Source organism: Arcobacter siniprincipis (SeqCode) (assembly GCF_048571125.1).
Lineage (GTDB): Bacteria > Campylobacterota > Campylobacteria > Campylobacterales > Arcobacteraceae > Arcobacter > Arcobacter siniprincipis.
The window spans coordinates 1059602-1085731 of record NZ_CP182343.1; the positions used below are offsets into that span (position 1 = coordinate 1059602).

Below are 26130 nucleotides of genomic sequence, written 5' to 3' on the forward strand. Positions count from 1 at the left end.
TAAATCTAAAGGAGAATAAATGAAAAGTAGATTCACAAAAGTTTTAGCTGCATCAGCAATTGTAACTATGAGTATGATGGCTCAAGCAGCTGATGTAATCAAAGTTGGAGTTTTACACTCACTATCTGGAACAATGGCAATTAGTGAGACAACTTTAAAAGATACAGTTTTAATGCTTATTGATGAGCAAAACAAAAAAGGTGGTTTGTTAGGTAAAAAAATAGTACCGGTTGTTGTTGACCCTGCATCAAACTGGCCACTGTTTGCTGAAAAGATGAGAGGACTTTTAACTAAAGATAAAGTTGATGTTACATTTGGTTGTTGGACATCAGTTTCTAGAAAATCTGTTCTTCCAGTTGTTGAAGAGTTAAATGGTTTACTTTTTTATCCTGTTCAGTATGAGGGTGAAGAGTCTAGTAAAAATGTATTTTACACAGGTGCTGCGCCTAACCAACAAGCAATTCCTGCAGTTGATTATCTTATGAACGATATGGGTGTTAAAAGATGGGTTTTAGCTGGTACTGATTATGTATATCCAAGAACTACAAATAAAATCTTAGAAGCATACTTAAAATCAAAAGGTGTTAAATCATCTGATATTATGATTAACTATACTCCATTTGGACACTCTGATTGGCAAAGTATTGTAAGTGAAATCAAAAAATTCGGAAGCGCTGGTAAAAAAACTGCTGTTGTATCTACAATTAATGGTGATGCAAATGTTCCTTTTTATAAAGAATTAGGTAACCAAGGTATTACATCTTCATCTATTCCAGTTATTGCATTCTCTGTTGGAGAAGAAGAGCTATCAGGACTTGATACTAAACCTTTAGTTGGTCATTTAGCTGCATGGAATTATTTTGAAAGTGTTTCTACTCCAGAAAATGACAAATTTATTTCAACTTGGCATAAATATATCAAAGATGACAAAAGAGTTACAAATGACCCAATGGAAGCTACATATATTGGATTTAACTTATGGGTAAAAGCTGTTGAAAAAGCTGGAACTACAAATGTTGATAAAGTAAGAGAGGCAATCGTTGGATTATCTGTTCCAAATCTTACTGGTGGAACTGCAACTATGCTTAAAAATCACCATATTACAAAACCTGTTTTAATCGGTGAGATTCAAGAAGATGGCCAATTTGAAACTGTATGGCAAACTGAAAAAGAAGTTCCAGGTGATGCTTGGTCAAACTACTTACCAGGAAGTAAAGACTTAATCTCAGATTGGACTAAACCAATCAATTGTGGAAACTACAACACTAAAACTAAAAAGTGTATGGGTGCTAACTAACAAAATTAAAATATGAGAGTTCAACTCTCATATTTTTTTGCTCTACATAATAAATGAAAGGTAATCATGAAAATTTTAAAAATAATATTGCTTAATTTATTAATTTTATCTTCACTAATTGCTTCAGATCTTCAAAGTGATTCACAAGAACTTTTGACAAATAGTTATTCTAAAAAAGAAATAGTTATATTAGATTTAACTAAAAAGTATAAAAGTGAAAAAAAGTTTGAGTACTTATTACAAAAACTTTTAGCAGGAGATTTATATTATACAAAAAGTGATAACCAAATTGTATTTTTAAAAAAGAAAAAAGAGAATAACTATCTTACAGTTGATGTTTTTTCTGGCGAGAAGTTAGGTGAAGCTTCAAAATATGATTTTAAAAAAGTTAAAATCAATAATAAATTAAGAAATATTATAAAAGCATCTTTGGCAAAAATAAATCTTTTTTCTACTGATGAAGATAAAAGGTTAAATTCTGTTAAGAACTTATTGAAAAATTTAAAACCTGATGATAAGGAGATTATCATTGAGGCTTTACAAAGCGAAAAGTCTTCAAATATTAGAGATGTTTTAGATGAAGCAAATACTATTTTAATTGCTTTATATGGAACGGCTGAAGAGAAATATAAAGCAGTGGATAAACTTGGAGGTTTTATTTCATCTAAAACTCTTGCAACACTAAAAGATGTACTTAAAAATACTAAAGATGAAAAACTAAAAGCAATAGCTGAAAGTTCACTTGATATAGTTGAGATAAAAAAGAGTATTTATTCATTTATCGAAACTGCATTTTTTGGACTTAGTATGGGTTCTGTTTTACTTTTAGCAGCTATTGGCTTAGCAATTACCTTTGGTGTTATGAAAGTAATCAATATGGCGCATGGTGAACTTATTATGATAGGTGCTTATACCACATATACGATTCAACAACTTTTCCCAAATCTTATTGAATACTCTGTGATTATCGCAATTCCTGCTGCTTTTATAGTGAGTGGAATTGTTGGAATCATAATAGAAAGATTAGTGATAAGACATCTGTATGGAAGACCGCTTGAAACACTACTTGCAACTTTTGGGGTAAGTTTGATTTTGCAACAGTTAGTTCGAACAATATATTCACCCCTTAACCAAGAAGTAAAAACTCCTTCATGGATGAGTGGTGCTTTGGAAGTAAATAGTTCACTGTTTCTTACATACAATAGATTATATATCGTGATATTTTCTGTAATGGTATTTTTAGCAATTTTGTATGTTATGAAAAAGACTTCTTTAGGATTAAAAGTAAGAGCTGTTTCACAAAATAGACCAATAGCAAGAGCTATGGGGATAAAATCAAGTTTTATAGATGCCGCTACTTTTGGAATAGGTTCAGGAATAGCAGGAGTTGCAGGGGTTGCTCTATCTCAACTTACAAATGTGGGACCAAATCTAGGACAAGCTTATATAGTAGATAGTTTTATGGTTGTTGTATTTGGTGGAGTTGGAAATCTATGGGGAACTTTAATAGCAGCCCTTACTTTAGGTGAGATTAACAAATTTATTGAGCCAATTTCAGGAGCAGTGTTAGCAAAAGTTATTATCTTAGTATTTATTATTTTATTTATACAAAAAAGACCTAGAGGATTATTTCCTCAAAAAGGTCGAGATGCACAGGATTAGAAAATGAAGAATAAATCTTTTATATTAAAAATTTTGGAAAATGACAAAGGTGGGAAGATAGTTTTATCAACTCTTGCAGTTGTAGTATTTGTAGTATCATTTTGTAATTTATTTGTACCAAGTAGTTCAGTATTTTATATCTCAACTTTTACAGTTACGATTTTAGGTAAATATTTAGCATTTGCTCTTTTAGCACTTGCATTAGATTTAGTGTGGGGATATTTAGGGGTTTTAAGCCTTGGTCATGGAGCATTTTTTGCCCTTGGTGGATATGGACTTGCCATGTATCTTATGCGTCAAATAGGCGATAGAGGAGTTTATGGGAATCCTGATTTACCAGATTTTATGGTATTTATGAACTTAAAAGAGTTACCATGGTTTTGGTATGGATTTGATAATCCTTTGTTTACTTTTATAATGATTATGCTCGTACCTGCAATCTTAGCTTTTGTTTTTGGGTGGTTTGCTTTCAAATCAAGAGTTACAGGAGTTTATCTTTCAATCATAACTCAAGCTATGACTTACGCACTTATGTTAGCATTTTTCAGAAATGACATGGGCTTTGGTGGAAATAATGGTTTGACAGATTTTAAAGATATTTTAGGATTTGATTTACAAGCTGATACTACAAGAGTAGGACTTCTTATAATTACTTTTTTAGCTTTGACTTTGGGATATTTGATTTGTAGATTTATTATCAACTCAAGATTAGGTCGTGTAATTATATCTATTAGAGATGAAGAGAGTAGGGTTAGATTTATTGGATATAAAGTTGAACAATACAAAGTATTTATATTTGTAGTTTCAGCAATACTTGCAGGAATCGCAGGAGCACTTTATGTTCCACAAGTGGGAATTATAAATCCAGGAGTTTTCTCACCACTCTTTTCTATTGAACTTGTTATTTGGGTAGCAATAGGTGGAAGAGGAACTTTATATGGAGCAATCATTGGAGCGATTATTGTAAATTTTGCAAGTACATATTTTACCTCTGCACTTCCAGAAGTTTGGTTATATGCTTTAGGTGGATTGTTTGTACTTGTAACTTTATATCTTCCACAAGGTGTAGTTGGACTTATAAGTAAAATCAATGGAAAACTTGGAAAGGCTAAATAATGAATCTATTAAGACATGAAAATGAACAAAATATTGGTAATCTTAAAATTGGAGATAGAATATTATTAGTTGATGGCGTTAGTGTTAGTTTTGATGGATTTAAAGCCTTAAATAACTTAAGTTTTTCCATAAACTATGGGGAACTTAGATGTATCATTGGAGCAAATGGTGCAGGAAAATCTACTATGATGGATGTAGTTACAGGAAAAACTAGACCTGATGAGGGAGAAGTTGTATTTGGTAATGCCGTAAATTTATTAGAACTAGATGAACCAACAATTTCTGAAATAGGTATTGGGAGAAAATTCCAAAAACCAACAGTATTTCAAAATCATTCAGTTTTCGAAAATTTAGAGTTAGCAATGAAAGATGATAAAAGATTTTTTAAAACACTTTTTTCGAAACTAGGAAGTGAGCAAAAAGACAAAATAGAAGAGACTATGAAATTAATTGGTCTAAAAGAGCTTTACAATATGGATGCTGGTATTTTATCTCACGGTCAAAAACAGTGGCTTGAAATAGGTATGCTTATCATGCAAGAGCCAAAGTTACTTCTAGTAGATGAACCCGTTGCAGGAATGACACCACAAGAGGTGGACAAAACAGCAGAGATTTTGACAAGTTTATCAAAAGAAAATGCTGTAGTTGTGGTTGAACATGATATGGAGTTTATACGAAGTATCGCTTCAAAAGTAACTGTGCTACATGAGGGTTCTGTTTTGGCAGAAGGTAATATGGATGCGATACAGAACAATGAAAAAGTGCGAAAAGTATATTTAGGAGAATAAAAATTCAAATTATGCCACTATTACGGCGTTGAAAACTTTTGATTTACTTATAGTAAACCTTCAAGTTTCCGCCTTGTACTAGCAACATACTTTGAATTTTTTTTAATTGAAGGGAAACAGATGTTAAAAATAGAAAATATAAATCAATTTTATGGTCAAAGTCATACCCTTTGGGATTTGAATTTAGAGATTAAAAAGGGAAGATGTACTTGTCTTATGGGAAGAAATGGTGTTGGAAAAACAACACTTAGTAAAGTTATTATGGGTTTACTTCCTATTCGTGATGGGCAAATCATTTATGATGGACAAGATATTTCAAAACTACCAGATCACAAACGGGCAAGTATTGCAATAGGTTATGTTCCTCAAGGAAGAGAGATATTTTCACAACTAAGTGTTTTAGAAAACTTACAAATTGGAGTTTTGGCAAATAGAAATAAAATCTCAAAAGTGCCTGAAAAGATATATGAACTTTTCCCAGTACTAAAAGATATGCAAAAAAGAAAAGGTGGTGATTTAAGTGGTGGTCAGCAACAACAACTTGCAATCGCCAGAGCCTTATGTATTGATCCAAAGTTTTTAATTCTTGATGAGCCAAGTGAAGGGATACAACCAAATATTGTAGCTCAAATTGGGGAAGTGATTGATTATCTTACAAAAGAAGAAGATATGACAGTTTTACTTGTGGAACAAAAGCTTCCATTTGCAAGACGACATGGAGATGATTTTTATGTAGTTGATAGGGGAAGTGTAGTTGCAAAGGGGGAAATCTCACAGCTAAGCGATGATATAATAAAACAACATTTATCAGTATAATTAGGAGAGAAATGAGCATAAAATTTAATTTTAAAGATGATAAATTTTCATTAGATAAATTAGAACTTCCTTCTCGCCACTACTATTTTCAAGATAAAGAGAATTATATAAAACTTCTAAACATAGGTGAAGGAATCTTTCCTAAAGACAAGATTAGAACTTCCCTTAAACTTGATAATTCAAATTTGATTTTAACAACTGAATCAGCTACAAAAATTTATCCATCAAAAAAGGAATATGGAATAAACAAAATAGATATAAGGATTCAAAACAACTCAAACCTAGAGTTTCTAAATGATGAACTTATTTTGTACAAAGACTCTAAATATATTCAATTTTTTAATCTAAAATATGATGATAGCTCGACTTTTTTTTACTCAGATATTTTAAGTAGGGGAAGAAGTTTTGAGGATTTTGATTTTTCAAATGTATTGATGAAAAATTCTTTTTATTCAAATAAAAAATTAGAATATATAGAAAAATTTGATGTAATAGGTGATGAACTAAAAGATTATATAATTAGAAAAAATAGTGAAAACTATATTTTTATTAAGATATATATCAAAACAAAAGATAATAATAAGTTCTTGGATATTCTAAAAGAAAAAGCTTTTGATTCATTTACTTATTCAAAATCAAAAGAGATAATTATAGGAACAATCAGTTCAAATAGTATGAATGATATTAAAAAAGAACAAAAAATTATTTGGAATATTTATAGAAATTATTTAGCTAAGAAAGAGTTTTCACTAGGGAAACAATAACTTATTAAGCCCTATGAATGGCTTAATAAGTTATTTATAATACTGAAGAAAGAAAATTTTGTAATTCAGGTGTTTGTGGATTTGCAAATACTTCATCACTTGGACCTGTTTCCCAAACTTTTCCATTGTGCATAAATACAACTCTATCACCAATATCTCTAGCAAAATTCATCTCATGAGTTACAAGAACTAAAGTCATACCTTCTTCTGCTAATTTTTCTAATACTTTTAAAACTTCACCAACAAGTTCTGGGTCAAGGGCTGAGGTGATTTCATCACATAATAATATCTTTGGAGACATAGCAAGTGAACGAGCAATAGCAACACGCTGTTTTTGACCACCTGAAAGACTATTTGGATATTGGTCAAACATTTGATCCATACCTACTTTTTTTAGACATTCTATTGCTAATTCTCTGCACTCATTATCTTTTTTACCTAAAACTAACTTCGGAGAGAGCATTACATTTTGTCCAGTTGTTTTATGGGGATATAAATTAAATCCTTGAAAAATCATACCACATACTTTACTTAGTTTTCTTAGTTGTATGTCATTTGTTGTAACTTCTAAATTATCTACAATAATATTACCATTTTGATAATTTTCTAGCCCATTAATACATCTAAGAAGTGTACTTTTCCCTGAACCAGATCTTCCAATTATAGAGACAACTTCTCCCGCTTTTATTTCAAGATCAATTCCTTTAAGTACATGTTTTTCTCCATAATACTTGTGCACATTGTCAATACTAACTAGAGACATTTAATTTCCTTTCTAAATATTTGCTATATCGTGTTAGGGGATAACAAATTACAAAATATAATATTGCAACCATTGTAAAAACTTTAAAGGGTTCAAAAGTTGCGTTGTTTAACATTGTTCCAGCTTTTGTAAGCTCAATAAATCCAATGATTGAAGCTAATGCAGTTCCTTTTACAACTTGGACTGAAAAACCAATAGTTGGAGCCGTTGCTACTCTTATTGTTTGTGGAATAATTACATGAATCATTGATTGATAGTAATTTAATCCCATAGTTTTACAAGCTTCCCATTGTCCTTTTGGAACTGAATTTAAACAACCAGTCCAAATTTCACATAAAAAAGCACTAGTAAATAAGGTTAAAGCTAAACTAGCAGCAGTCCATTCATTTATATCAATACCAATTAATGACAATCCAAAAAATGCTAGATATAACTGCATTAATAATGGTGTTCCTTGAAAAATCTCTATATATATTTTTATTAATATTGATAAAAAACGATTATTAGCCATTCTTAGTAATATTAAAATTCCTGCAAATATTCCTCCACCAATAAAAGCAATTAAAGACAATAATAGTGTCCATCTTGTTGCTAATAATAGATTATGAAAAATATCTAATGTTGAAATATCAGCCATATTAACTTCCTTCTTTAACAGCATTTGTTTTAAACAGTTTCTCACTTATAAGAGTAAGTATAAATCTTAAAATGATTGCAAAAACTAAATATATTGCTGTAACTATAAAATATGATTCAAAGCTTAAAAAAGTACGCGATTGAATGAAGTTAGCTGAAAAAGTTAACTCTTCTACAGAAATTTGTGATAAAACTGAAGAACCTAACATTACAATTACACATTGACTTACCAAAGCAGGTGATATTTTATGAAAAGCTTGTGGTAAAATTATATGAATAAATATTTGTGACCATTTTAGTCCCATTGTTTTACCAGCTTCCCATTGTCCTTTTCCTGTTGCTTCAACTCCAGCTCGTATAATCTCTGTTGAATAAGCTCCTAAATTAACAACCATCGCAATTATTCCAGCTTCCATGGCTGTTAATTTAAAACCAATTGCTGGCAAACCAAAAAAGATAAAAAATAGTTGTACTATAAATGGTGTATTTCTTATTACTTCAACAAAAGTGCTAACAAAACCTTTTAGAATTTTATTCTCTCCAATTTTTATTGCAGCTCCAAAAACACCCAATAATAGACCTAAAATTGTTGTAAAAATTGTTATTTCTATAGTTAGCTGTATACCTTTAATTATCACTTTATAATAGGGGAAAAGTCCCGCAAAATCAAATTGGTAATCCATAATTCTCTGCCCTTTTTACTTTTTAAATTAATGGTTGATATTTAAAATGAATTTAATTATCAACCATAAAATGGATTATAAATCTTTTGGAAGATCCATTTTGAACCATTTATTTGAAATTTTATTTAATTTACCATTTTCTTTATTTTCTTTTATAAATTTATTTATAAATGCCATAAGTTCTGGTTCATGTTTTTTAATTCCAATGTAACAAGGGTTATTAACAATCATAAATTTTGTCATAGCTTCTTCTTTTCCTGGATTTTTTCTAGCCATTTCACTTACAATTACATTACCTGTTGCGATTAATTTTACTTGACCAGAAAGGAAAGACGAAGTTGTCATATTATTATCTTCATATCTTTTAATAGTAACTGATGGATCAACTAATTTTGATAATTCAATATCTTCAATCGTACCTCTAGTAACACCTACTGTTTTACCTTTTAACTCTTCTGGAGATGAAACTTTTACATCTTTACTTCCAAATACACCTAAATAAAATATTGCATATGCGTCAGAAAAATCAATTGCTTTTGCTCTTTCTGGATTTTTACCTAAACTTGATATTGTTAAATTTACTTTTCCTGTTTGTAAATAAGGAATTCTATTTGCACTAGCAACTGGAACAAGTTCTAACTTTACTCCTAGTTTTTTTGCAATAAGTTTTGCAGTATCCACATCATAACCTTGTATGCTCATATCTTTCGAAACAGAACCAAATGGTGCAAAATCTTGAGGAACAGCTATTTTTATAACCCCTGACTTTTTGATATCAGCCAATTGATTTGCGTTTAATAAACTTACACTTAGTAGTGCTCCAATAGCTAGTACTTTTAATAAAACATTTTTAAACATGTATTTTCCTTTGAAAAAATTGTTGACAATAGTAAGTTATAATCTACAAGATTAAATCAACTTAGGTCAATCATGTGAACAATTCTAGGCGATAAATTATCCAATGTCAATCATATTACTGTATAAAAAGTATACAAATGGCAATTCAGGCAATTAATTAGAATAATTGTATATTTTATATACAATTAGTGTCTAATATAATTGTAGACAATATTGTACAATTGTATAATATATCAAGAAGGTGAAAATAATGGACAATAATATTGAAGAACTTACAATAGAAGAAACAATTATCAAATATGTCTTTGATGAAATCTTTGACAATAAATTTAAACCAGGAATGAAACTTTCAGAAAGTGTATTTGCACAAACTTTTAATGTAAGTAGAGATTCTGTAAGAAAAGCCTTTAGTCAATTACAAAGTATGGGTATTATGACTTATAAAAAGAATCAGGGATTTTTCTTAAGATGGCTTTCCCAAGAAGATGCAAAAAATGTTTATGAAGCAAGAACTATAATTGAAGTTGGAATTATTACTGTAGTTACTCAAAAATATTCTTTAGGATTACTTGAATTATCTTCTCTTGTTCGTGAGGTGGAGAGAGAAAAATATTTGAAAATATCATCAAGAAATGGTGAATATGTTAATAGTTCTTGCAATTTTCATCTAGAATTAGCTTTATTGACTGACAATGAACTTTTAATAAATGCAATAACTCCTTTAATTTCTTTAAGTATCTTAGCTAGATTAGTTTATGAAGATAGCAGCTGTCTTTTTAATTCTTATGATGAACATAATGAAATAATAACAGCAATTAAAACAAATGATGTGGAATATGCAAAAAGTGTAATGAATTATCACTTACGTCATTGTTTAGAAGCCTTAAACTTTAAAGAAGTTCCAAAGCAAACAAGCTCACTTATTAGTTTAAGAACTATGATGTAAAGATAGAATTATTATTTATAAATTTAGAAAAAAAATAAAAGGATTTTGATGATTAATGTTACAAGTTTAGATTTAGGAACAAAAATTTTATATGTCAGTGATGATTTTTTTGCAAATGCCCAAAGAATGTTAGAAGAGAGTGAAGCTGTATTTAAAGATGAGTATGATGAAAATGGGCATTGGATGGATGGTTGGGAAACTAGAAGACGAAGAGATAGTAAAAATGATTTTTGTATTATTAAATTAGGGGTAAGTGCTAAAATAAACTCTTTTGAAGTTGATACTGCACATTTTAAAGGAAATTATCCTTTAGCTGTTTCAATTAAAGCTTGTTATTCAAAAGATATAAATGACGAAGAGATTATTAACAATCCAGAAAACTTCCAATGGAAAGAATTACTTGTACAAAGTGATTTACAAGGAGATACAAAACATAATTTTGATTCTTCTTGTCAAGATGAAATAACACATATAAGAATGGATATTTATCCAGATGGTGGAATCGCTAGATTTAAAGCCTTTGGAACGATTTGTTTTGATGAGAAACTTTATGATATGGATAATATCAATGTAATTTCTATGTTAAATGGAGCACGAGCAGTTAGAACAAATAATGAGTTTTTTGGAGCGTTAAAGAATATCTTAAAAGAAAAAGACTCTTTATATATGGGTGATGGTTGGGAAACTAGAAGAAGAAGAACACCGGGATTTGATTGGGGAATTATAGAGTTGTCAAAACCAGCTATTATAGATAACATTATGATTGATACAAATTTTTTTAAAGGTAACTTTCCTGATTCTTTTTCTATTTGTAGCGCTTATATAAAAGAATCAACTGATAATTCAATAGAGACACAAAGTATATTTTGGGAAGAGTTAATACCAAGTCAAAAACTTGAAATGGATAATAAACACTATTATAATAAAAGTTTTTTATTACATAATAAACCAATTACACATATAAGAATAAATATTTTTCCCGATGGTGGAGTTTCAAGGTTAAAACTTTTTGGTAAGTTTATAAAAGATGAAGAGTTGAAATATTTAGTATGAGAAGAGTTATAAAACCAGAACTTCTTACAAAAGAAAGTTTTAAAAAGTATGGAGAAGTAATCTCTACAGAAAATAGTGCTTCAAAGATTATCAATGATGGCTTTGCCAAAAAACATTATGAACTTTGTGTTATGGACTCAAATGAAAATAATGGAAAATCAACCTTACATATATATGAAGCAAAAAAAAGAGAATTTCCTTTAAAGATATCTATGTTAGAAAAACATCCATATTTCTCACAAACTTTTATGCCAAGAAGTACAAAGCCATTTTTGGCTGTACTTGCATTGGGAGATGAAGAACCAGATTTATCTACTTTAAAAGCTTTCATGACAAATGGCAATCAAGGTGTTCATTATAATAGAGGAGTTTGGCATTTTCCTCTAATTAGTTTAGAAGATAATGAACAGTTTATTGTCATAGATAGAACCGATTGTGCTATACAAGAGAATAAAATAGAAGAGTGTATTGAACTTGAACTTAAAGGGGAAATATATCTTTTAAATGAATAGTTTTTATACAAATTAAAAAAAATAAGTCTGCTTAATAAGATATACTTAATACAATAAAATAGATTATCAAAAAAACATATTTTTAGAAGGAGGGCTAGATGTTTCTTACAAATCGGGAACAAGAAAGATTGATGATTTACACGGCTTCAAAATTGGCACTTGAAAGAAAAGAAAAAGGCTTGAAGTTAAACTATCCAGAAGCTGTTGCAATTTTGAGTTCATATATTCTTGAAGGTGCAAGGGAAGGTAAAACAGTTGCACAGCTTATGGTAGATGCTACAAAAGTTTTAGGTGAAGATGATGTTATGGATGGAATTGCATCTATGATGCATATGGTTCAAATAGAAGCTACCTTTGATGATGGTACAAAATTAGTTACTGTTCACAATCCTATTACTACAAGCAAAAAAGCAAAAATAGAGCCTGGTGAATATTTTGTAAATGAAGGTGAAATATCTTTAAATGAAAACAAAGAATTAACAACAATACATGTAGAAAACAAAGGGGATAGACCAGTACAAATTGGATCACACTATCACTTTTTTGAAGTTAATAAAGAGCTTGATTTTAATAGAGCTGACGCTTATGGTAAAAGACTTGATGTTCCTGCTGGAACTTCAGTGCGATTTGAACCTGGTTCTTCTAAAGAGATAACTTTAGTATCATATACAGGTAAACGATATATGAGTGGATTTAATGGTTTGGTTGAGGGATTTTTAGATGATGTTTCAACAAAAGAGAATGCCATGAAAAATTTAGAAAAGTTTTTAGGAGTATAAGATGAAAATATCAAAAGAAAAATATGCTTCAATGTATGGACCAACAACTGGTGATAGATTTAGACTCGCTGATACTTCTTTAATAGCTAAGATAGAAAAAGACTATACAACTTATGGAGAAGAGAGCAAATTTGGTGGTGGTAAAACAGTAAGAGATGGAATGGCACAAAGTCCAACGGCTGTTGATGTTGCTGATTTGATTATTACAAATGCTATTATCATAGATTATACAGGTATTGTAAAAGCTGATATTGGAATCAAAGATGGAATAATCATAGCTATTGGAAAATCTGGTAATCCAAATCTTTGTGATGGTATTACAGAAGGTTTAGAAATAGGGGCCAATACAGAAATACTATCAGCTGAAGGTAAAATCATAACTGCTGGTGGAATTGACTCACATATTCACTTTATCTCTCCTGGTCAAATTGATGTTGCACTAGCTAGTGGAGTTACTACCATGGTAGGTGGAGGAACTGGACCAAATACAGGAACCAATGCCACAACTTGTACACCAGGTCAGTGGAATATAGCTAAGATGATACAAAGTGTTGACAACTTACCTCTTAACTTTGGTTTTATGGGAAAAGGAAACAGCTCTTGTAAAGAGGCTTTGGAAGTTCAAATAAAAGCTGGAGCTATGGGACTAAAACTGCATGAAGATTGGGGAAGTACTCCAAAGGCTATTGATACTTGTTTAAGTGTTGCAGATGAGTATGATGTGCAAGTTGCTATTCATACAGATACATTAAATGAATCAGGATTTGTAGATAATACTGTTGATTCTTTTAAAGATAGAACAATCCATACCTTCCATAGTGAAGGAGCAGGAGGTGGCCATGCCCCTGATATTATGAAAGTGGCTGGTTTAGCAAATGTCTTACCATCAAGTACTAATCCAACTCTACCATATACAAAAAATACAATAGAAGAACATCTTGATATGCTTATGGTTTGTCACCATTTAAGTCCAAAGATTCCAGAAGATGTAAGTTTTGCAGAGAGTAGAATTAGAGGCAAGACAATTGCAGCTGAAGATGTACTTCATGACCTTGGAGCTATTAGTATCACAAGTAGTGATTCTCAAGCTATGGGAAGAGTAGGGGAAGTACTAATTAGAACTTGGCAAGTGGCTGATTCTATGAAAAAACAACGGGGTGCTTTACTTGGAGATGATGAGTTAAGTGATAATAATAGAATCAAAAGATACATCGCAAAATATACTATCAATCCAGCTATTGCTTGTGGAATAGATGAGTATGTGGGAAGTATTGAAGTTGGTAAAATGGCTGACTTAGTTTTATGGAATAGAGCATTTTTTGGAGTGAAACCTGAAATTATCATCAAAGGTGGATTTATAGCACTTAGTATGATGGGTGATTCAAATGCTTCAATTCCAACACCAGAACCAAATATGTATAGACCTATGTTTGGAAGTTTGGGAAAAGCAACTGCAAAAACAAGTGTTATTTTTACTTCTAAAGTAGCTTTAGATAGTGGCATTAGAGAAAAGTTAGAAATTGACAAATCTATGTTAGCAGTGAAAAATACAAGAAATATTGGTAAAAAAGATATGAAATTAAATGATTTTATTGGAGATATTGAAGTTAATCCAGAAACTTATGATGTAACAGTAAATGGAGAGTTAATAGAATCAAACTATGTTTCAGTAGTACCAATGGCAAAAAAATATTTTATGTTCTAGGAGGAAAGTTTGGAAAATTGCATGATAAAAAAAGTTGCAAAGATAAGTAAGGATATTGATGCAACTGATGAGGTTGAGCTATCTTGGTTTGATATGCAAAAACCAAATTTAACAGGGGTTAGTAAAAGTGGTATAAATTTTGTAGTAAAAGTAAAGTTTACTCATTTACATGAAAATGATATTTTAATATGTGAAGATGGTTATGCTATCAAAGTAAAACGAAGTGTTGATGAGGTTTTTGTTTTAGAGTTCTCAGATGCTTTAGTTTTTGCAAAAACAGCATATGAAATAGGAAACAGACATCAACCCATAATGATAGAAGATTATAAAATTACACTCTTAGATGATATTTCTATAGGTGATATTATAAAAGATTGTTATACAAATGAGAATATTAATGTAGAAAAAACAAAAGGGTACTTTAAACCAAATGGTAAAGCACATCACTCGCACTAATCTTAAATCTTTAAGTAGATTTTTGCAAATACTTGATGGAACTTTTCCCTCTGGTATGTTTGTGCACTCTTTTGGTTTAGAGCCTCATATTGTAAAAGAAGTGGTTTATGATGAAAAGAGTTTGAAAATTTATTTAAAAAACTTAATCATAGATCAATATTCAAAGATGGAGTTTGTTTATATCAAAAAAGTCTATAAAGCTTTAGAAAATGATAAATTAAATCTAATAAAAAAACTTGATAATGAGTATGGTTCATATTTGACTTATGAATATGCAAAAGCTTCAAAAGATATTGGTGAAAACTATTTTGCCCAAATTAAAAGTTTGCCCACAAAAGATATAGTAAAAAACTATTTTTTAAATATAGATAATAAAACTTGTGAAGCAAATGAAATCATAGTTTTAAGTGCTCTATCTTTTGACTTGGATATTTGTATGGAAGATTTTATTGTAATGTGGACTAAAAAAAATCTTATAAATATAGCAGCAACGACACTTAAAATATCCAGAATAAAACCCTCTCAAATACAAAAAATGCTTTTTGAATTTGATGAAATATTAGAGAATATTCTTTTTGAAGATATTGATAAAAAGATTACAAACTTTAATCCTCTTTTTGAAGAAGTCATTTTTTCTCACAAGAATTTAGAACCAAAGATGTTTATAACGTAAAGGAAAATAAGAAATGAGTTTAAAAATAGGAATAGCAGGACCAGTAGGAAGTGGGAAGACTTCACTAATAGAAAGTCTTACAAACATACTAAAAGATAAATATTCACTAGCAATCGTGACAAATGATATATATACAACAGAAGATGCAAACTATTTAAAAAGAACACTTGATTTAGATGAGAATAGAATCACAGGTGTTGAAACAGGTGGTTGTCCTCATACTGCCATTCGTGATGATATTTCTATGAATCAAAAAGCTGTACGAGAACTTGAAAAAAAGTTTAATCCAGATATAACATTTGTGGAAAGTGGAGGAGATAATTTAAGTGCAACTTTTTCTTATGAGTTGATTGATTATTATATGTATGTAATAGATGTGGCACAAGGGGCTGATATTCCTCGTAAAAAAGGTGCAGGATTACTTTTTTCTGATTTACTTGTAGTAAATAAAACTGACTTAGCTGTTTATGTTGGAGTTGATTTAGTATCTATGAAAAGTGATGTGGAAAATAATAGAAAAAATAAACCCTCAGTTTTTATTTCAAATAAAGATGAAAAAAGTTTAGTTCAAGTTATTTCTTGGATAGAGGCTTTATTATAAAAGGTAAATAAAGAAATATCTTTATTTACCTTTTTTATCAGTTAATAGTGAAATATTAAATAGCTCATGTTTTTGAAGTAAATCTAAAATCTTAATAACTCTTTCATATTTTACTTCTTTGTCTATTCTAAAGATAATATTTCTTTGCTTGTCTTTTATTTTACTTATCTCTTCTTCAAGATTAGATATTGAAACTTCTTTTCCGTAAATTGCTAATTTTCCTCTATCAAGTTCAATTATAATTTCTTTTTGTTTTAGTTCTATCTCTTTTGCACTTGAGGTTGGCAGATTTAAAACTAAGGCTAATTCATCTTTTTTAAAAACAGAAGATACAATAAAGAATATTAAAAGAATAAAAACAACATCAATAAGAGGCGTAATATCAGGAGTTAAAATCTCTCTTTTTTTCATATTCTTTTTAGAACCTCTTTTTGAATTTTTAGTTCAATATCATCTAATATTCCAATAATATAGTTGTACCCAATATAATGTGGAATAGCCACAATTAAACCTGCAACTGTTGTAATAAGAGCTACTGATATACCACTTGAGAAAACAGATGGATCACCCAAACCACTTTTAGTAATAGAGTCAAATGAGTTTAAAACCCCAATAACTGTTCCTAAAAGACCTAAAAGAGGAGCAATTGATGCAATTATTTTTACAGTATTTAATCCAAACTCTAATTTTCTTATTCTTCTATTTATTACATTTTCAACAGACTCTTTCTCAAATGAGCTGTTTGTAGTTTTTACAAAAGCTAATATATCTTGTACAATTTTTTCTTTTCCAGCTCTTGAAGATAGAATAACTACTAATTTCCAAAACATTATTGTAAATCCAATAATATTTAAAAAAATTAGAATGTATACTATAACTCCACCTCTATCAATGTAACTCATTAAATCAATACCCATGTATTTTAACTCCTAATAATTTGATATAAAACTGGAACTGTAATATTCCAAGAACTTTTATTTAGTTCTTGAGGAATTGGTTCAAAATGTTTTATTTTGTTTATAATTTCCATTGCTGCATTGTTTAATCTTTTGTATTTTGACTTTTCCATTATTTTGATATTTACAATATCTCCATTTTTTGCAATGGTAAAATTTAAGTATACTTTTCCTGTTTGATTAAGTCTTTTTGCACTATTTGGATATATTTTATTTTTTTCTATTAATTCTTTTAATTTTAATAAATATTCATTCTCTATAGCTTTTAATTTATCTAAATCAATGTTTTTAGTTTTATTTTTAGTTTTTTGTTGAACTTTATGTTCAACAATTTTTTCTTTAAAAGTTTTTTCAGGTTCTTTTTTATGAACAAGTTTTTTTATTGGTTTTTCTTTTTTAATAAACTTCTTTTTCTTTGTGTGTTTGATAATATTTTTACTTTTAGTTTTGTGAAGCTTTTTTCTTACGATTTCTTTCTTCTTAACTTCTTTTTTAACTTCGACTTTTTTAACTTCTTGTTTTTTTATTACTATCTTGTTTAATTTTATTTGTGTGGTAGAATTTGTAGGTTTTGGTGCTATAATTTTATTTTCCTCTGTATGTAATTGGGCAAATAAATAAATATGAGTACAAATAACAAGTATAAATATTGATAATAGACTTTTCTTTTTTTCCATTTGAGGATATTAACATAATATTGATAATGATTATCTTAATTGGTCTTTAAATTTAAATAATTATTTGAAAATTTGCTCCATAATTATGATTAAATACTTGTATATTGCCATTAAAATGAGATTCAATTATCATTTTTGACATATAAAGTCCTATACCACTTCCTTTTTGTTTTGTTGTAAAATATGGGTCAAATAAACATTCTAGGTATTTTTCTTCTATCCCTCCCGCATTATCCTCTATTGTTGTTATTATTGATTCATTTTCAATTTTGAGAATTATTTTGATTTTTGGGTTTTGGATTTTTCTTGATATTAAAACATCTTTTGCATTTGTTATAATATTTAGTATTACTTGAGCATATTCATTTTCATAGGCTAATATTTGTTTATCATTTTTTATAATAAATTCATATTCTATTTTATTCTCTTGCAATAATGGTTTCATTATGTCCATTACATTATTTATTGAATGACTGATAAAAAATAGATTTTTCTCTTTATTTATTTTGTAAAAATCTCTAAAATTATCAATAGTTTTTGACATAAAATTTAATTGTATTTTTGATTCTTCTATTTTTTCTTTTAAATATTTTGTATCGATATAATCATTTTTAATAGATAATTGTAAATTCATATTAATAAATCCTAAATGAGCAAGAGGTTGTCTCCATTGATGTGCAATATTATTAATCATTTCTCCCATGGAAGAGAGTTTATTATTATGAATTAAAAGTTTTTCTTTTTTATTTTTGTCTTCAATAATCTTTTTTAAAGTATATCCAAGTGCAAAACTAAATATTAATGATTCTATGGGTGTAACTAGATGAATAGTATAAATAGGACTTATAGAAATCAATTGATAAGAATTTAACACTAAGAAAAGAAAGACAAAAGACCAACCTAAGATATAAAAACAAGAGATATAATTACCTTTATAAAGTGAAATAATACCTGCTACAATGGGAATAAAAAAACAAACATAAAAATGCATATATTCATACAATATGGACTCTTTATATATAAATATAGCAAAAAGATCAACTATATTTAAAACAATAAAAATGATGAAAATAATATTGAAAATAGGCATTTGTTTTTTTGCGTTTAATATGTCTTTTGCAAAAAGAAGAGTAAATAAAAAGGCACTTGTTTCAAAAATATCTGTAATTGCTTGTTCGAAAATAGTTGGAAAAGATTTGTAACTTAAATAAACAAAAGCTATTAGGCTCAATAAAACAAATAATTGCATTAAAGAATAATATAAAAAATACTTTATACGAGTGGAAAAATATATTACCAAATAATATAAAAATGCACAAAATATTATTCCATAAGCACTTCCATAAACAAAGGCTTCATAACTAAATATATAATTATATTCAAATGAATTAATAACATTATATCTAAAGTCTAATCTTCCCTTTTTTTTATATTTATAATTTAAATATATTATATCTTTTGTATTTTTATCTAGTTTTACTACTAATATTTTATTTATTATTTCATATTTTGCATTTGTGTATACAAGATTTTCTAAGTTTGAAACTACTGTTAAATAAAATACTTGATCTTTTAATTCTTTTTTATTAATTTCAAATTTTGCTGATAGATTTTTTAATTTTTTAGTTTTTACTAACAGATATGCTTCATCTTCATTTTTAACTTCAATGTAATTTTTAAAATCTTCAGAATAAAAAGCTTTGTTGATAATACTAATATCTTTACAATACAAATTTAAATTTAAAATAAATAATATGATTAAATAACGCATTCTATATTATACAATTAATTACTTAATATTAATAGTTATTATCATAATTTATACTTTTTTTGATATAATGGGTTTATGAATAAAAAAGAGTTCGAAAGTATAAGTATACTATTTGTTGATGATGAAGATTATATAAGGTCAAATGCTATTTCCTATTTGGAAAATTTTTTTAATAATGTTTTTGAAGCGAGAGATGCTTTTGAAGCTTTTGAAATCATTGATAACAACAAAATTAATATTATAATTACTGATATAAATATGCCAAATATAAATGGCTTAGATATGATAAAAAAGATTAGAGAAAAAGATTTAGATATAAAAATTATTGTTTTAAGTGCTCATACTCAAACAGAGTATTTATTAGAAGCTATTGAATTAGGTCTAATAAAATATTTAGTAAAACCAATATCCCATGAAACTTTATATCCCATATTGTGTCAATGTTCAGAAAAGATTATAAGTGATAATTCAAACAAAACTTTATTTTCTATAGATTGTTATTTTGATGCATTTAATAAAAGATTGCAAAATAAAGGAATAAGTATCAAACTCACAAGTAAAGAGTTAGATCTTTTATCTTTATTGTGTGAACATAAAAATAAAGTTGTTCTTTATGAAATAATACAAGAAAAAGTTTGGAATGGATCTATAATGAGTGAAGATGCTATTCGTTCAGTTGCACGAAAATTAAGAAAAAAACTTCCAAATAACTGTTTAGAAAACTTCTCAAAAATTGGATATAAAATAACTACCTTATCTTGAAAATCAAAATAAATGTCTTAAAAATGTCCTACTAATGTCCTAGAAATGGCTTTTTGTCTTTATTGAATAATTATAAGATTTTTCAGGATTGATTAAGAAAAATATAGGTTAAATTCGAAATATTAATGATACTAATTATCATAATTATCAGAAGGAAACAAATGAAAGTAAATGGAAAAATAAAATTATCAATCTGTTTGATAATGTGTTTATCAAGTCAAGTTTATGCAGATAATAGTGCTACAACTACATTAAAAGAAGTTGAAGTTATGGGCGTGGAAGATAATACAAAATCTTATACTGTAAGTGGTCTCCGTACAGCTACAAAATTAGATTTATCAGCTAGAGAAACACCTCAGTCTGTATTGGTTTTTACAAAACAAAAATTAGAAGATCAAAATATAACCACATATCAAGAATTATTAGCAAAAACTCCAGGGGTAACTTTAAATCAAATGGATGAAAGAGTATATCCTACAGCAAGAGGTTTCACTATAGATTATTACTTATTTGATGGTATACCAACATATTCTGTTAGTGATAATGCAGATGATCCAGATTTATCAATTTTTGATAGAGTAGAAATAGTAAAAGGTGCAAATGGTCTTATGACTGGTGCAGGTAATCCAGCTATGGGAATGAACTTTATTAGAAAACATGCAAACTTAAAAGAGCTTAAAGGAAATATAGATTTTTCTGCTGGTTCTTGGAATAATTATAGTTCTACCGCTGATATACAGACTTCTTTAAATGAAGAGGGAACAGTAAGAGTAAGGGTTGTAGCTAAACATCAAGATCAAGATTCTTTTATGGATAAATATGAAAAATCTACAGATGTTTTATATGGTGTTCTTGATATGGATTTGACTAATACAACATTTTTATCTTTAGGTGCTAGTGTAGAAGATATAGATAGAAGTGGAATTAGATGGGGTGGATTACCTGCTTTTTATGGTGATGGTAGTAAAACGCATTTTGATAATTCAAATACTATTTCAGATGATTGGGCCGAATGGAATATAAAAACAACAAATTATTATGCAGATTTAAAACAATATATAATCAATGACAATTTTATTAATTTATCTTTATCACGAAAAGAAATTAGTTCTGATGGTAACTTAGTATATTATGGTGGAAGAGTAGACAAAAATACAGGTGGTCAAGTACTTGGTTCCTCTGATTATGGAGTTTATGGCTATGAATTTGCCAAAGATATAAAAGAAAATAATATTGATTTATATACTTCTATTCCCTTTGAAGTGGGAAAATTAGGACAAGAAATTATTATTGGAGCAATGTATAATAAATCTAAAACTAAAAAAAATGATTATGCAAGTAATTTAAACTGGAGTACAATAGATTTTAATAATATATCAATTCCAAAGCCAACTTATGGTACTTCGACTCATGATAATTTAGATGAAACAACACAAAGTGGAATTTATCTTGCTGGAAAAATTTCTTTAAGCGAAGATTTAAAATTAATTTCAGGGATAAGACTTTCATCTTGGAAATATGAAAATGATGATAGTACAAGAGATAGAGAGTATAAAAATGAAACGACACCTTATGTTGGATTGGTTTATGATATAAATAAAAATCATTCAATATATACAAGTTATACTAGTATCTTTAAACCACAAGATAAAAAAGACAATAGTGGTAATTATTTAGACCCAATTGATGGAAAAAATTATGAAGTAGGAATAAAAGGTGAATATTTTGAAGGTGATTTAAATACTTCTTTAACTTTATTTAGAATAGAACAAGATGGTGCCCCATCAGATACAGGAGAAGTAAATAGTAAATTAGAATCAATTTATGAAGCTAAAGAAGTTGTAAGTAAAGGATTTGAAATAAGTGTATCGGGGAAAGTGACAGATAATCTTGATCTTGATTTTGGTTTAGCTAATTTTCAAGCAAAAAATTCTGATGGTAGTAAATATAATACTACTTCTTCAAGAACAACAGCAAACTTATTTGCAAAATATTCAATAAAAGATTATAGAATTGGTGCAGGAATAAATTACAAAAGTAAAATTTACACAGATACAGATTATGGAAGAATTACACAAGATAGTTATGTTACTGTGGACTTGATGACAGGATATAAGGTAAATAATAATTTAGACTTCCAATTAAATGTTAATAATCTATTTGATAAAGAGTATTACAGTGGATTAGGGTATTCTGGAATGGTTTATGGATCACCAAGAAGTGCAACAATTAACATGAAATATAGATTTTAAGTAATATTTTAAATGAATAACAATAATTGGAGAAAACCTTTTTGGAAGCTGCATCTTTGGATGGGGCTTCCTTTTTGGCTTATAATATTTTTTATTTGTATAACAGGAACTTTAGCAGTTGTAAGTTATGAAATAACATGGCTTTTTAATCCCGGAGTAAGAGCTTCTGGTGATGCTATTTTTACTACTAGTGAATTAATTACAAAAATTCAAGAGCAAGTTCCTGGGGCAAAAATATATAGTATAGAAACTGTAGAACCTTATTTAGCACACTTAGCTTATGTTTCTCTTCCTGATAGCCCATTTGCAAGAGTTTGGATTGATGCTGGAACTGGAATAGTTGGCGAAGTATCTACAGGACATACATTTCAAAGTATTATTCGAGCAATTCATGGTTGGCTTATGATGCCAGAGATTGGAGGAGTTTTTATAGGTTGGTATATTGTCTGTATTTTCTCTATCCCACTTTTTATTTCTTTAGTAACAGGGCTTATAATATATAGAAAATTTTGGAAATCATTTACAAAACCAAAGATTCATACTAATAAAGGAACAAGACCATTATTAATTAGCCTACACAAAGTTGGTGGAGTTTGGGCTGTTTGGTTTGGATTAATTATTTCCATAACTGCAATTTGGTTTTTGGTTATGATGGTATTAAGGGAAATTAGTTTTCCTTTTGAAGATTTAAATAAACAAGTTGTTATTTCTAAAAAAGATCTACCTTTGCTAAAAGTAAATGAAAAAATGACCTTGCCTAATTTAGATATTTCTATAAAAAAAGCAAATGAAAAAATCCCAAATTTAGATTTAGTAACTCTTCCTTCAAATGCATATGAGCCTTTAAAAGTTTCAGGAGAGAAAAGAACTCTGTTTTTCAGAGATACAGTTTACATGAATCCATACAATAATGAGATTTTAGAAGTGAGACTAGGAACTAACAAAAGTTTTTTAAGTGCAACAGCTACTTTTATGAGAGCTTTACATGTGGGGAATTTTGGTGGTTTTTGGATTAAAATACTTTGGTTTATTTTTGGACTTATATTAAGTGGTTTGATATTAAGTGGAATGCTAATGTGGACAAAAAGAACAGCAAAAAGAGGGAATGAAGATGCAATATAAAACAAAAAAGAAAGCAATAAATTTTTCACTTATATTTGTTTTAATTCCTTTTATTTATTTAGCAATATATTTTTGGTATGGAGAAAGTGAACCTGATCACAAATATTACAAACAGAGATTTATTGATGATTTTAAAGTAGTTTTATTTGAAGAAAATACAAAAGCTCCTTATACAATATTTAATGGAACTAAAATGAAAGATTATGGGGTAGAATTTAATGTTGAAGATTTAGCACATTTTAGAATTATTAATTTACAAGTTTCAAAAGAACTTCCCAAAATAAGTTTAATAGAAGGCTTAGTTCATGGAAGTCCCTATGAACTAGATGCTCATGTTCCCTTTCCCAAAACAATTGCTAAAGATGATAAACTTTGGTTAATAATTGAAAAATGGGATGGAAAAATAATTCACATTTCTTGGCCTTTAAAAGAGGTTCTTTCTACTACTGATTAAAGAATAATTTTCTACACATAAAATATTTACGGGGAGAGTATAACATGAAGTGAATTTATGTTAAAATCCTCCCATGAATAAAGAAGACTTTTTTATAAAACAATTTAAAAACACTCATAAAAATATTATTGGTGATGATGGGGCAGTTGTTGGCTCACATGTATATAGTATGGATGCTTTTTTTGAAAATGTGCATTTTAAACGAGATTGGATGAGTTTAAAAGATATTGCAAGAAAAGCAATGATTGTAAATATCTCCGATGCAATAGTTATGAATGCAATTCCTAAGTATGCACTTATAAGTATAGCTATTCCTAAAGATTTCTCTAAAGATGATTTGAAAGAGTTAGCAAATGGCTTTAAAAATATTGCAAAGAAATTTGGGATTAAAATAATTGGTGGTGATACAATATCAAATATCAAACTTGATATTTCTATTACAATTATTTCAAAAACAAAAAAACCAATATTTAGAAAAGGTTTAAAAAAAGATGATTTTTTATGTTATACAGGAGAGCTAGGAACTTGCAAAAAAGATTTAAAATCTTTATTACAAGGGAAAGAAGTCTCTAAAAAATCTAAGTTCATAAAACCAAAACTAAAATCTGAATTTTTTTATGAAATATCTCCTTATATTAACTGTGCTCTTGATATTTCTGATGGTTTGTTTTTTGAACTTGAAAGATTATCAGAAATAAATAACTTAGGATTTGATTTTTTTGATAAAATTAGTAAAGACATAGGTTGTTCAGGAGAAGAGTATGAGATATTATTCTCTTTTTCTCAAAAAAACAGAGATATCATCTCTAAAATAGCAAAAAAACATGAAGTAAAATTAAACATCTTTGCAAAAGCAGTAGATGGAACATATAAAGGTGATTGTAAAAATCATCATTTTAATTAAGGGAAAATATTGGAAGAAAACACAAACTTAAACAAACACAATTTACAATACTATTTAAATCACTCAAAAATAGATGTATTATTTAAACAAAATAAAGACGATTTCGTAGTTACAGAAATACCTTTATATGACTTTGTAGGTGAGGGTGAGCATATAGTAGTAAAACTTAGGAAAAAAGATTTATCTACTTGGGATGCTTTACAAATTATTGCAGATAGTATTGGGTGTAAATTAAGAGACATTGGATATGCAGGATTAAAAGATAAAAATGCAATGACCATACAACATATCTCTATCCCTAAACAATTTGAAGAGAAAATAAATAGCTTTACTCATGAAAATATTAAGTTCTTAGAAACTATTAATCATAATAATAAGATTAGAATAGGTCACTTAAAAGGTAATAAGTTTTTTATTAGACTAAAAAGAGTTAGTCCAATGGATTCTAAAAAGATAGAACAAGCCTTAGGTAAGATTGCTACTTATGGTATTCCTAATTATTTTGGTGTTCAAAGATTTGGAGCCTTTGGTGATAATCATGAAAAAGGTCAACAAATAGTTGAAGGTACACTAAAAGAGAAAAGAAGAAACCTAAAACAGATGTACTTAAATGCATATCAAAGTTTTTTATTTAACTCTTGGCTTTCAAAAAGAGTTGAAATTTCTAAATTAATTGAGGCCTTTGAACCAAAAGAGATTTGTGAAAAAATTGGACTTCCTCAAGATATAGTAAAACAAATGAAAGCTCAAGAACACCCTTTTAAAATGCTTCCGGGTGAACTTATGAGTCATTATCCTTTTGGAAAAATATTTATAGCTGAAGAGTTAGAAATTGAAAGTGAAAAATTTTATAAAAAAGATAGAGTTCCTACTGGATTATTACCAGGCAAAAGAGTAAAAGTAAGTGAAGGTTTAGCTCAAGAATTTGAAAAAGAGTTTGATAAAAAAACATTTGAAGATGGAGCAAGAAGATTTGCTTGGGTATTTCCAGATGAAATAGAATCAAATTATAAAGAAGATAAAAATTGGTTTGAGATATCTTTTACTTTACCAAAAGGTTCATATGCTACACAAGTTATTTCAGAAATAATACATTAATAAATAATTAAGTGTAGATAACATTT

At 28.4% G+C, this 26130-nt stretch carries 28 protein-coding genes; 20 read left to right on the plus strand and 8 right to left on the minus strand.

The window, feature by feature from the left end:
• Nucleotides 1–19 precede the first annotated feature (19 nt).
• The 6 genes from urtA to ACNI3D_RS05350 all read left to right on the plus strand — a co-directional run bounded on the left by urtA (nt 20) and on the right by ACNI3D_RS05350 (nt 6443).
• Nucleotides 20–1297 (plus strand): urea ABC transporter substrate-binding protein, encoded by a 1278-nt coding sequence (gene urtA, locus ACNI3D_RS05325; RefSeq protein WP_419768510.1) that lies wholly within the window; start codon nt 20–22, stop codon nt 1295–1297.
• A 66-nt stretch (nt 1298–1363) separates the two neighbouring features.
• On the plus strand, nt 1364–2959 hold the full coding sequence (gene urtB, locus ACNI3D_RS05330) for an urea ABC transporter permease subunit UrtB (RefSeq protein ID WP_419768511.1): 1596 nt from the start codon (nt 1364–1366) through the stop codon (nt 2957–2959).
• Nucleotides 2960–2962: 3 nt separating this feature from the next.
• On the plus strand, nt 2963–4075 hold the full coding sequence (gene urtC / locus ACNI3D_RS05335) for an urea ABC transporter permease subunit UrtC (protein ID WP_419768512.1): 1113 nt from the start codon (nt 2963–2965) through the stop codon (nt 4073–4075).
• On the plus strand, nt 4075–4863 hold the full coding sequence (gene urtD / locus ACNI3D_RS05340; protein ID WP_129101788.1) for an urea ABC transporter ATP-binding protein UrtD: 789 nt from the start codon (nt 4075–4077) through the stop codon (nt 4861–4863). Before urtC ends, urtD begins: the two co-directional genes overlap by 1 nt.
• Before the next feature lie 120 nt (nt 4864–4983).
• Complete coding sequence (urtE, locus tag ACNI3D_RS05345; protein WP_375723187.1) at nt 4984–5679, plus strand: urea ABC transporter ATP-binding subunit UrtE; 696 nt, start codon at nt 4984–4986, stop codon at nt 5677–5679.
• Between the two features lie 11 nt (nt 5680–5690).
• On the plus strand, nt 5691–6443 hold the full coding sequence (locus tag ACNI3D_RS05350) for an urease accessory protein UreD (RefSeq protein WP_419768513.1): 753 nt from the start codon (nt 5691–5693) through the stop codon (nt 6441–6443).
• 34 nt (nt 6444–6477) lie between these two features.
• On the opposite strand, the gene ACNI3D_RS05355 is transcribed toward ACNI3D_RS05350, so the two are convergent.
• The 4 genes from ACNI3D_RS05355 to ACNI3D_RS05370 form a co-directional block, all read right to left on the minus strand.
• Nucleotides 6478–7206, minus strand: coding sequence for an amino acid ABC transporter ATP-binding protein (locus ACNI3D_RS05355; RefSeq protein WP_419768514.1), 729 nt, complete (start codon nt 7204–7206; stop codon nt 6478–6480).
• On the minus strand, nt 7193–7843 hold the full coding sequence (locus ACNI3D_RS05360; protein WP_419768515.1) for an amino acid ABC transporter permease: 651 nt from the start codon (nt 7841–7843) through the stop codon (nt 7193–7195). Before ACNI3D_RS05360 ends, ACNI3D_RS05355 begins: the two co-directional genes overlap by 14 nt.
• 1 nt (nt 7844) lies before the next feature.
• Nucleotides 7845–8525, minus strand: a complete 681-nt coding sequence (locus tag ACNI3D_RS05365) for an amino acid ABC transporter permease (RefSeq protein ID WP_419768516.1) — start codon at nt 8523–8525, stop codon at nt 7845–7847.
• A gap of 75 nt (nt 8526–8600) precedes the next feature.
• Entirely contained in the window at nt 8601–9383 is a 783-nt protein-coding gene (locus ACNI3D_RS05370; RefSeq protein WP_419768517.1) for a transporter substrate-binding domain-containing protein, read from the minus strand.
• Between the two features lie 250 nt (nt 9384–9633).
• Between ACNI3D_RS05370 and ACNI3D_RS05375 the strand changes: the two genes are divergently transcribed.
• The 8 genes from ACNI3D_RS05375 to ureG all read left to right on the plus strand — a co-directional run bounded on the left by ACNI3D_RS05375 (nt 9634) and on the right by ureG (nt 16108).
• Nucleotides 9634–10329: a GntR family transcriptional regulator gene (locus ACNI3D_RS05375; RefSeq protein WP_419768518.1), complete on the plus strand. Its 696-nt coding sequence runs from the start codon at nt 9634–9636 to the stop codon at nt 10327–10329.
• Nucleotides 10330–10377: 48 nt separating this feature from the next.
• Entirely contained in the window at nt 10378–11382 is a 1005-nt protein-coding gene (gene alc / locus ACNI3D_RS05380) for an allantoicase (protein ID WP_419768519.1), read from the plus strand.
• The gene (locus tag ACNI3D_RS05385; protein WP_419768520.1) at nt 11379–11894 is read left to right on the plus strand and encodes an ureidoglycolate lyase; all 516 of its coding nucleotides are present in this window, start codon (nt 11379–11381) and stop codon (nt 11892–11894) included. The genes alc and ACNI3D_RS05385 overlap by 4 nt, the downstream gene beginning before the upstream one ends.
• Nucleotides 11895–11992: 98 nt before the next feature.
• Complete coding sequence (locus ACNI3D_RS05390; RefSeq protein ID WP_419768521.1) at nt 11993–12673, plus strand: urease subunit gamma; 681 nt, start codon at nt 11993–11995, stop codon at nt 12671–12673.
• Between the two features lies 1 nt (nt 12674).
• Entirely contained in the window at nt 12675–14378 is a 1704-nt protein-coding gene (gene ureC, locus ACNI3D_RS05395) for an urease subunit alpha (protein ID WP_419768522.1), read from the plus strand.
• A gap of 21 nt (nt 14379–14399) precedes the next feature.
• A complete protein-coding gene (locus tag ACNI3D_RS05400) occupies nt 14400–14834 on the plus strand; it encodes an urease accessory protein UreE (RefSeq protein ID WP_419768523.1) in 435 nt (144 codons plus the stop codon).
• Nucleotides 14809–15507, plus strand: coding sequence for an urease accessory protein UreF (locus tag ACNI3D_RS05405; RefSeq protein WP_129101794.1), 699 nt, complete (start codon nt 14809–14811; stop codon nt 15505–15507). Before ACNI3D_RS05400 ends, ACNI3D_RS05405 begins: the two co-directional genes overlap by 26 nt.
• A 13-nt stretch (nt 15508–15520) precedes the next feature.
• Nucleotides 15521–16108 carry an urease accessory protein UreG gene (ureG, locus tag ACNI3D_RS05410; protein WP_129101795.1) on the plus strand — a complete coding sequence of 196 codons (588 nt, stop codon included), beginning with the start codon at nt 15521–15523 and terminating at the stop codon, nt 16106–16108.
• A gap of 21 nt (nt 16109–16129) precedes the next feature.
• Here the strand turns inward: ureG and ACNI3D_RS05415 are convergent, their stop codons facing one another.
• The 4 genes from ACNI3D_RS05415 to ACNI3D_RS05430 are packed head-to-tail and all read right to left on the minus strand — an operon-like array spanning nt 16130 to nt 19512.
• Nucleotides 16130–16519 (minus strand): ExbD/TolR family protein, encoded by a 390-nt coding sequence (locus tag ACNI3D_RS05415; protein WP_129101796.1) that lies wholly within the window; start codon nt 16517–16519, stop codon nt 16130–16132.
• On the minus strand, nt 16516–17025 hold the full coding sequence (locus ACNI3D_RS05420; RefSeq protein ID WP_129101797.1) for a MotA/TolQ/ExbB proton channel family protein: 510 nt from the start codon (nt 17023–17025) through the stop codon (nt 16516–16518). The genes ACNI3D_RS05415 and ACNI3D_RS05420 overlap by 4 nt, the downstream gene beginning before the upstream one ends.
• 5 nt (nt 17026–17030) lie before the next feature.
• The gene (locus ACNI3D_RS05425) at nt 17031–17741 is read right to left on the minus strand and encodes an energy transducer TonB (protein WP_419768524.1); all 711 of its coding nucleotides are present in this window, start codon (nt 17739–17741) and stop codon (nt 17031–17033) included.
• A 52-nt stretch (nt 17742–17793) separates the two neighbouring features.
• On the minus strand, nt 17794–19512 hold the full coding sequence (locus tag ACNI3D_RS05430; protein ID WP_419768525.1) for a 7TM diverse intracellular signaling domain-containing protein: 1719 nt from the start codon (nt 19510–19512) through the stop codon (nt 17794–17796).
• Between the two features lie 75 nt (nt 19513–19587).
• On the opposite strand from ACNI3D_RS05430, the gene ACNI3D_RS05435 reads away from it, so the two are divergent.
• From ACNI3D_RS05435 to truD, 6 genes are all read left to right on the plus strand, one after another.
• Nucleotides 19588–20274, plus strand: a complete 687-nt coding sequence (locus ACNI3D_RS05435; RefSeq protein WP_419768526.1) for a response regulator transcription factor — start codon at nt 19588–19590, stop codon at nt 20272–20274.
• Between the two features lie 161 nt (nt 20275–20435).
• Complete coding sequence (locus tag ACNI3D_RS05440; protein WP_419768527.1) at nt 20436–22526, plus strand: TonB-dependent siderophore receptor; 2091 nt, start codon at nt 20436–20438, stop codon at nt 22524–22526.
• Nucleotides 22527–22538: 12 nt separating this feature from the next.
• A complete protein-coding gene (locus ACNI3D_RS05445; protein WP_129101990.1) occupies nt 22539–23648 on the plus strand; it encodes a PepSY-associated TM helix domain-containing protein in 1110 nt (369 codons plus the stop codon).
• Nucleotides 23638–24102 carry a hypothetical protein gene (locus tag ACNI3D_RS05450; protein WP_129101991.1) on the plus strand — a complete coding sequence of 155 codons (465 nt, stop codon included), beginning with the start codon at nt 23638–23640 and terminating at the stop codon, nt 24100–24102. The genes ACNI3D_RS05445 and ACNI3D_RS05450 overlap by 11 nt, the downstream gene beginning before the upstream one ends.
• Nucleotides 24103–24175: 73 nt before the next feature.
• A complete protein-coding gene (locus tag ACNI3D_RS05455; RefSeq protein WP_419768528.1) occupies nt 24176–25006 on the plus strand; it encodes a thiamine-phosphate kinase in 831 nt (276 codons plus the stop codon).
• 9 nt (nt 25007–25015) lie between these two features.
• Complete coding sequence (gene truD, locus ACNI3D_RS05460; RefSeq protein ID WP_419768529.1) at nt 25016–26104, plus strand: tRNA pseudouridine(13) synthase TruD; 1089 nt, start codon at nt 25016–25018, stop codon at nt 26102–26104.
• The last annotated feature ends 26 nt before the right edge of the window (nt 26105–26130 follow it).

What these genes read in the sequence shown, in the direction of transcription:
- ACNI3D_RS05450 (WP_129101991.1), top strand. Translation starts at nt 23,638, where the DNA reads ATGCAATATAAAACAAAAAAGAAAGCAATAAATTTTTCACTTATATTT.
- urtA (WP_419768510.1), top strand. Translation starts at nt 20, where the DNA reads ATGAAAAGTAGATTCACAAAAGTTTTAGCTGCATCAGCAATTGTAACT.
- ACNI3D_RS05360 (WP_419768515.1), bottom strand. Translation starts at nt 7,843, where the DNA reads ATGGCTGATATTTCAACATTAGATATTTTTCATAATCTATTATTAGCA.
- ACNI3D_RS05425 (WP_419768524.1), bottom strand. Translation starts at nt 17,741, where the DNA reads ATGGAAAAAAAGAAAAGTCTATTATCAATATTTATACTTGTTATTTGT.
- urtE (WP_375723187.1), top strand. Translation starts at nt 4,984, where the DNA reads ATGTTAAAAATAGAAAATATAAATCAATTTTATGGTCAAAGTCATACC.
- ACNI3D_RS05365 (WP_419768516.1), bottom strand. Translation starts at nt 8,525, where the DNA reads ATGGATTACCAATTTGATTTTGCGGGACTTTTCCCCTATTATAAAGTG.
- ACNI3D_RS05455 (WP_419768528.1), top strand. Translation starts at nt 24,176, where the DNA reads ATGAATAAAGAAGACTTTTTTATAAAACAATTTAAAAACACTCATAAA.
- ACNI3D_RS05440 (WP_419768527.1), top strand. Translation starts at nt 20,436, where the DNA reads ATGAAAGTAAATGGAAAAATAAAATTATCAATCTGTTTGATAATGTGT.
- ACNI3D_RS05430 (WP_419768525.1), bottom strand. Translation starts at nt 19,512, where the DNA reads ATGCGTTATTTAATCATATTATTTATTTTAAATTTAAATTTGTATTGT.
- urtD (WP_129101788.1), top strand. Translation starts at nt 4,075, where the DNA reads ATGAATCTATTAAGACATGAAAATGAACAAAATATTGGTAATCTTAAA.
- ACNI3D_RS05420 (WP_129101797.1), bottom strand. Translation starts at nt 17,025, where the DNA reads ATGGGTATTGATTTAATGAGTTACATTGATAGAGGTGGAGTTATAGTA.
- ureC (WP_419768522.1), top strand. Translation starts at nt 12,675, where the DNA reads ATGAAAATATCAAAAGAAAAATATGCTTCAATGTATGGACCAACAACT.
- urtB (WP_419768511.1), top strand. Translation starts at nt 1,364, where the DNA reads ATGAAAATTTTAAAAATAATATTGCTTAATTTATTAATTTTATCTTCA.
- alc (WP_419768519.1), top strand. Translation starts at nt 10,378, where the DNA reads ATGATTAATGTTACAAGTTTAGATTTAGGAACAAAAATTTTATATGTC.
- ACNI3D_RS05370 (WP_419768517.1), bottom strand. Translation starts at nt 9,383, where the DNA reads ATGTTTAAAAATGTTTTATTAAAAGTACTAGCTATTGGAGCACTACTA.
- ACNI3D_RS05375 (WP_419768518.1), top strand. Translation starts at nt 9,634, where the DNA reads ATGGACAATAATATTGAAGAACTTACAATAGAAGAAACAATTATCAAA.
- ACNI3D_RS05445 (WP_129101990.1), top strand. Translation starts at nt 22,539, where the DNA reads ATGAATAACAATAATTGGAGAAAACCTTTTTGGAAGCTGCATCTTTGG.
- ACNI3D_RS05400 (WP_419768523.1), top strand. Translation starts at nt 14,400, where the DNA reads ATGATAAAAAAAGTTGCAAAGATAAGTAAGGATATTGATGCAACTGAT.
- ACNI3D_RS05385 (WP_419768520.1), top strand. Translation starts at nt 11,379, where the DNA reads ATGAGAAGAGTTATAAAACCAGAACTTCTTACAAAAGAAAGTTTTAAA.
- ACNI3D_RS05435 (WP_419768526.1), top strand. Translation starts at nt 19,588, where the DNA reads ATGAATAAAAAAGAGTTCGAAAGTATAAGTATACTATTTGTTGATGAT.
- ACNI3D_RS05415 (WP_129101796.1), bottom strand. Translation starts at nt 16,519, where the DNA reads ATGAAAAAAAGAGAGATTTTAACTCCTGATATTACGCCTCTTATTGAT.
- ACNI3D_RS05355 (WP_419768514.1), bottom strand. Translation starts at nt 7,206, where the DNA reads ATGTCTCTAGTTAGTATTGACAATGTGCACAAGTATTATGGAGAAAAA.
- urtC (WP_419768512.1), top strand. Translation starts at nt 2,963, where the DNA reads ATGAAGAATAAATCTTTTATATTAAAAATTTTGGAAAATGACAAAGGT.
- ureG (WP_129101795.1), top strand. Translation starts at nt 15,521, where the DNA reads ATGAGTTTAAAAATAGGAATAGCAGGACCAGTAGGAAGTGGGAAGACT.
- ACNI3D_RS05390 (WP_419768521.1), top strand. Translation starts at nt 11,993, where the DNA reads ATGTTTCTTACAAATCGGGAACAAGAAAGATTGATGATTTACACGGCT.
- ACNI3D_RS05405 (WP_129101794.1), top strand. Translation starts at nt 14,809, where the DNA reads ATGGTAAAGCACATCACTCGCACTAATCTTAAATCTTTAAGTAGATTT.
- ACNI3D_RS05350 (WP_419768513.1), top strand. Translation starts at nt 5,691, where the DNA reads ATGAGCATAAAATTTAATTTTAAAGATGATAAATTTTCATTAGATAAA.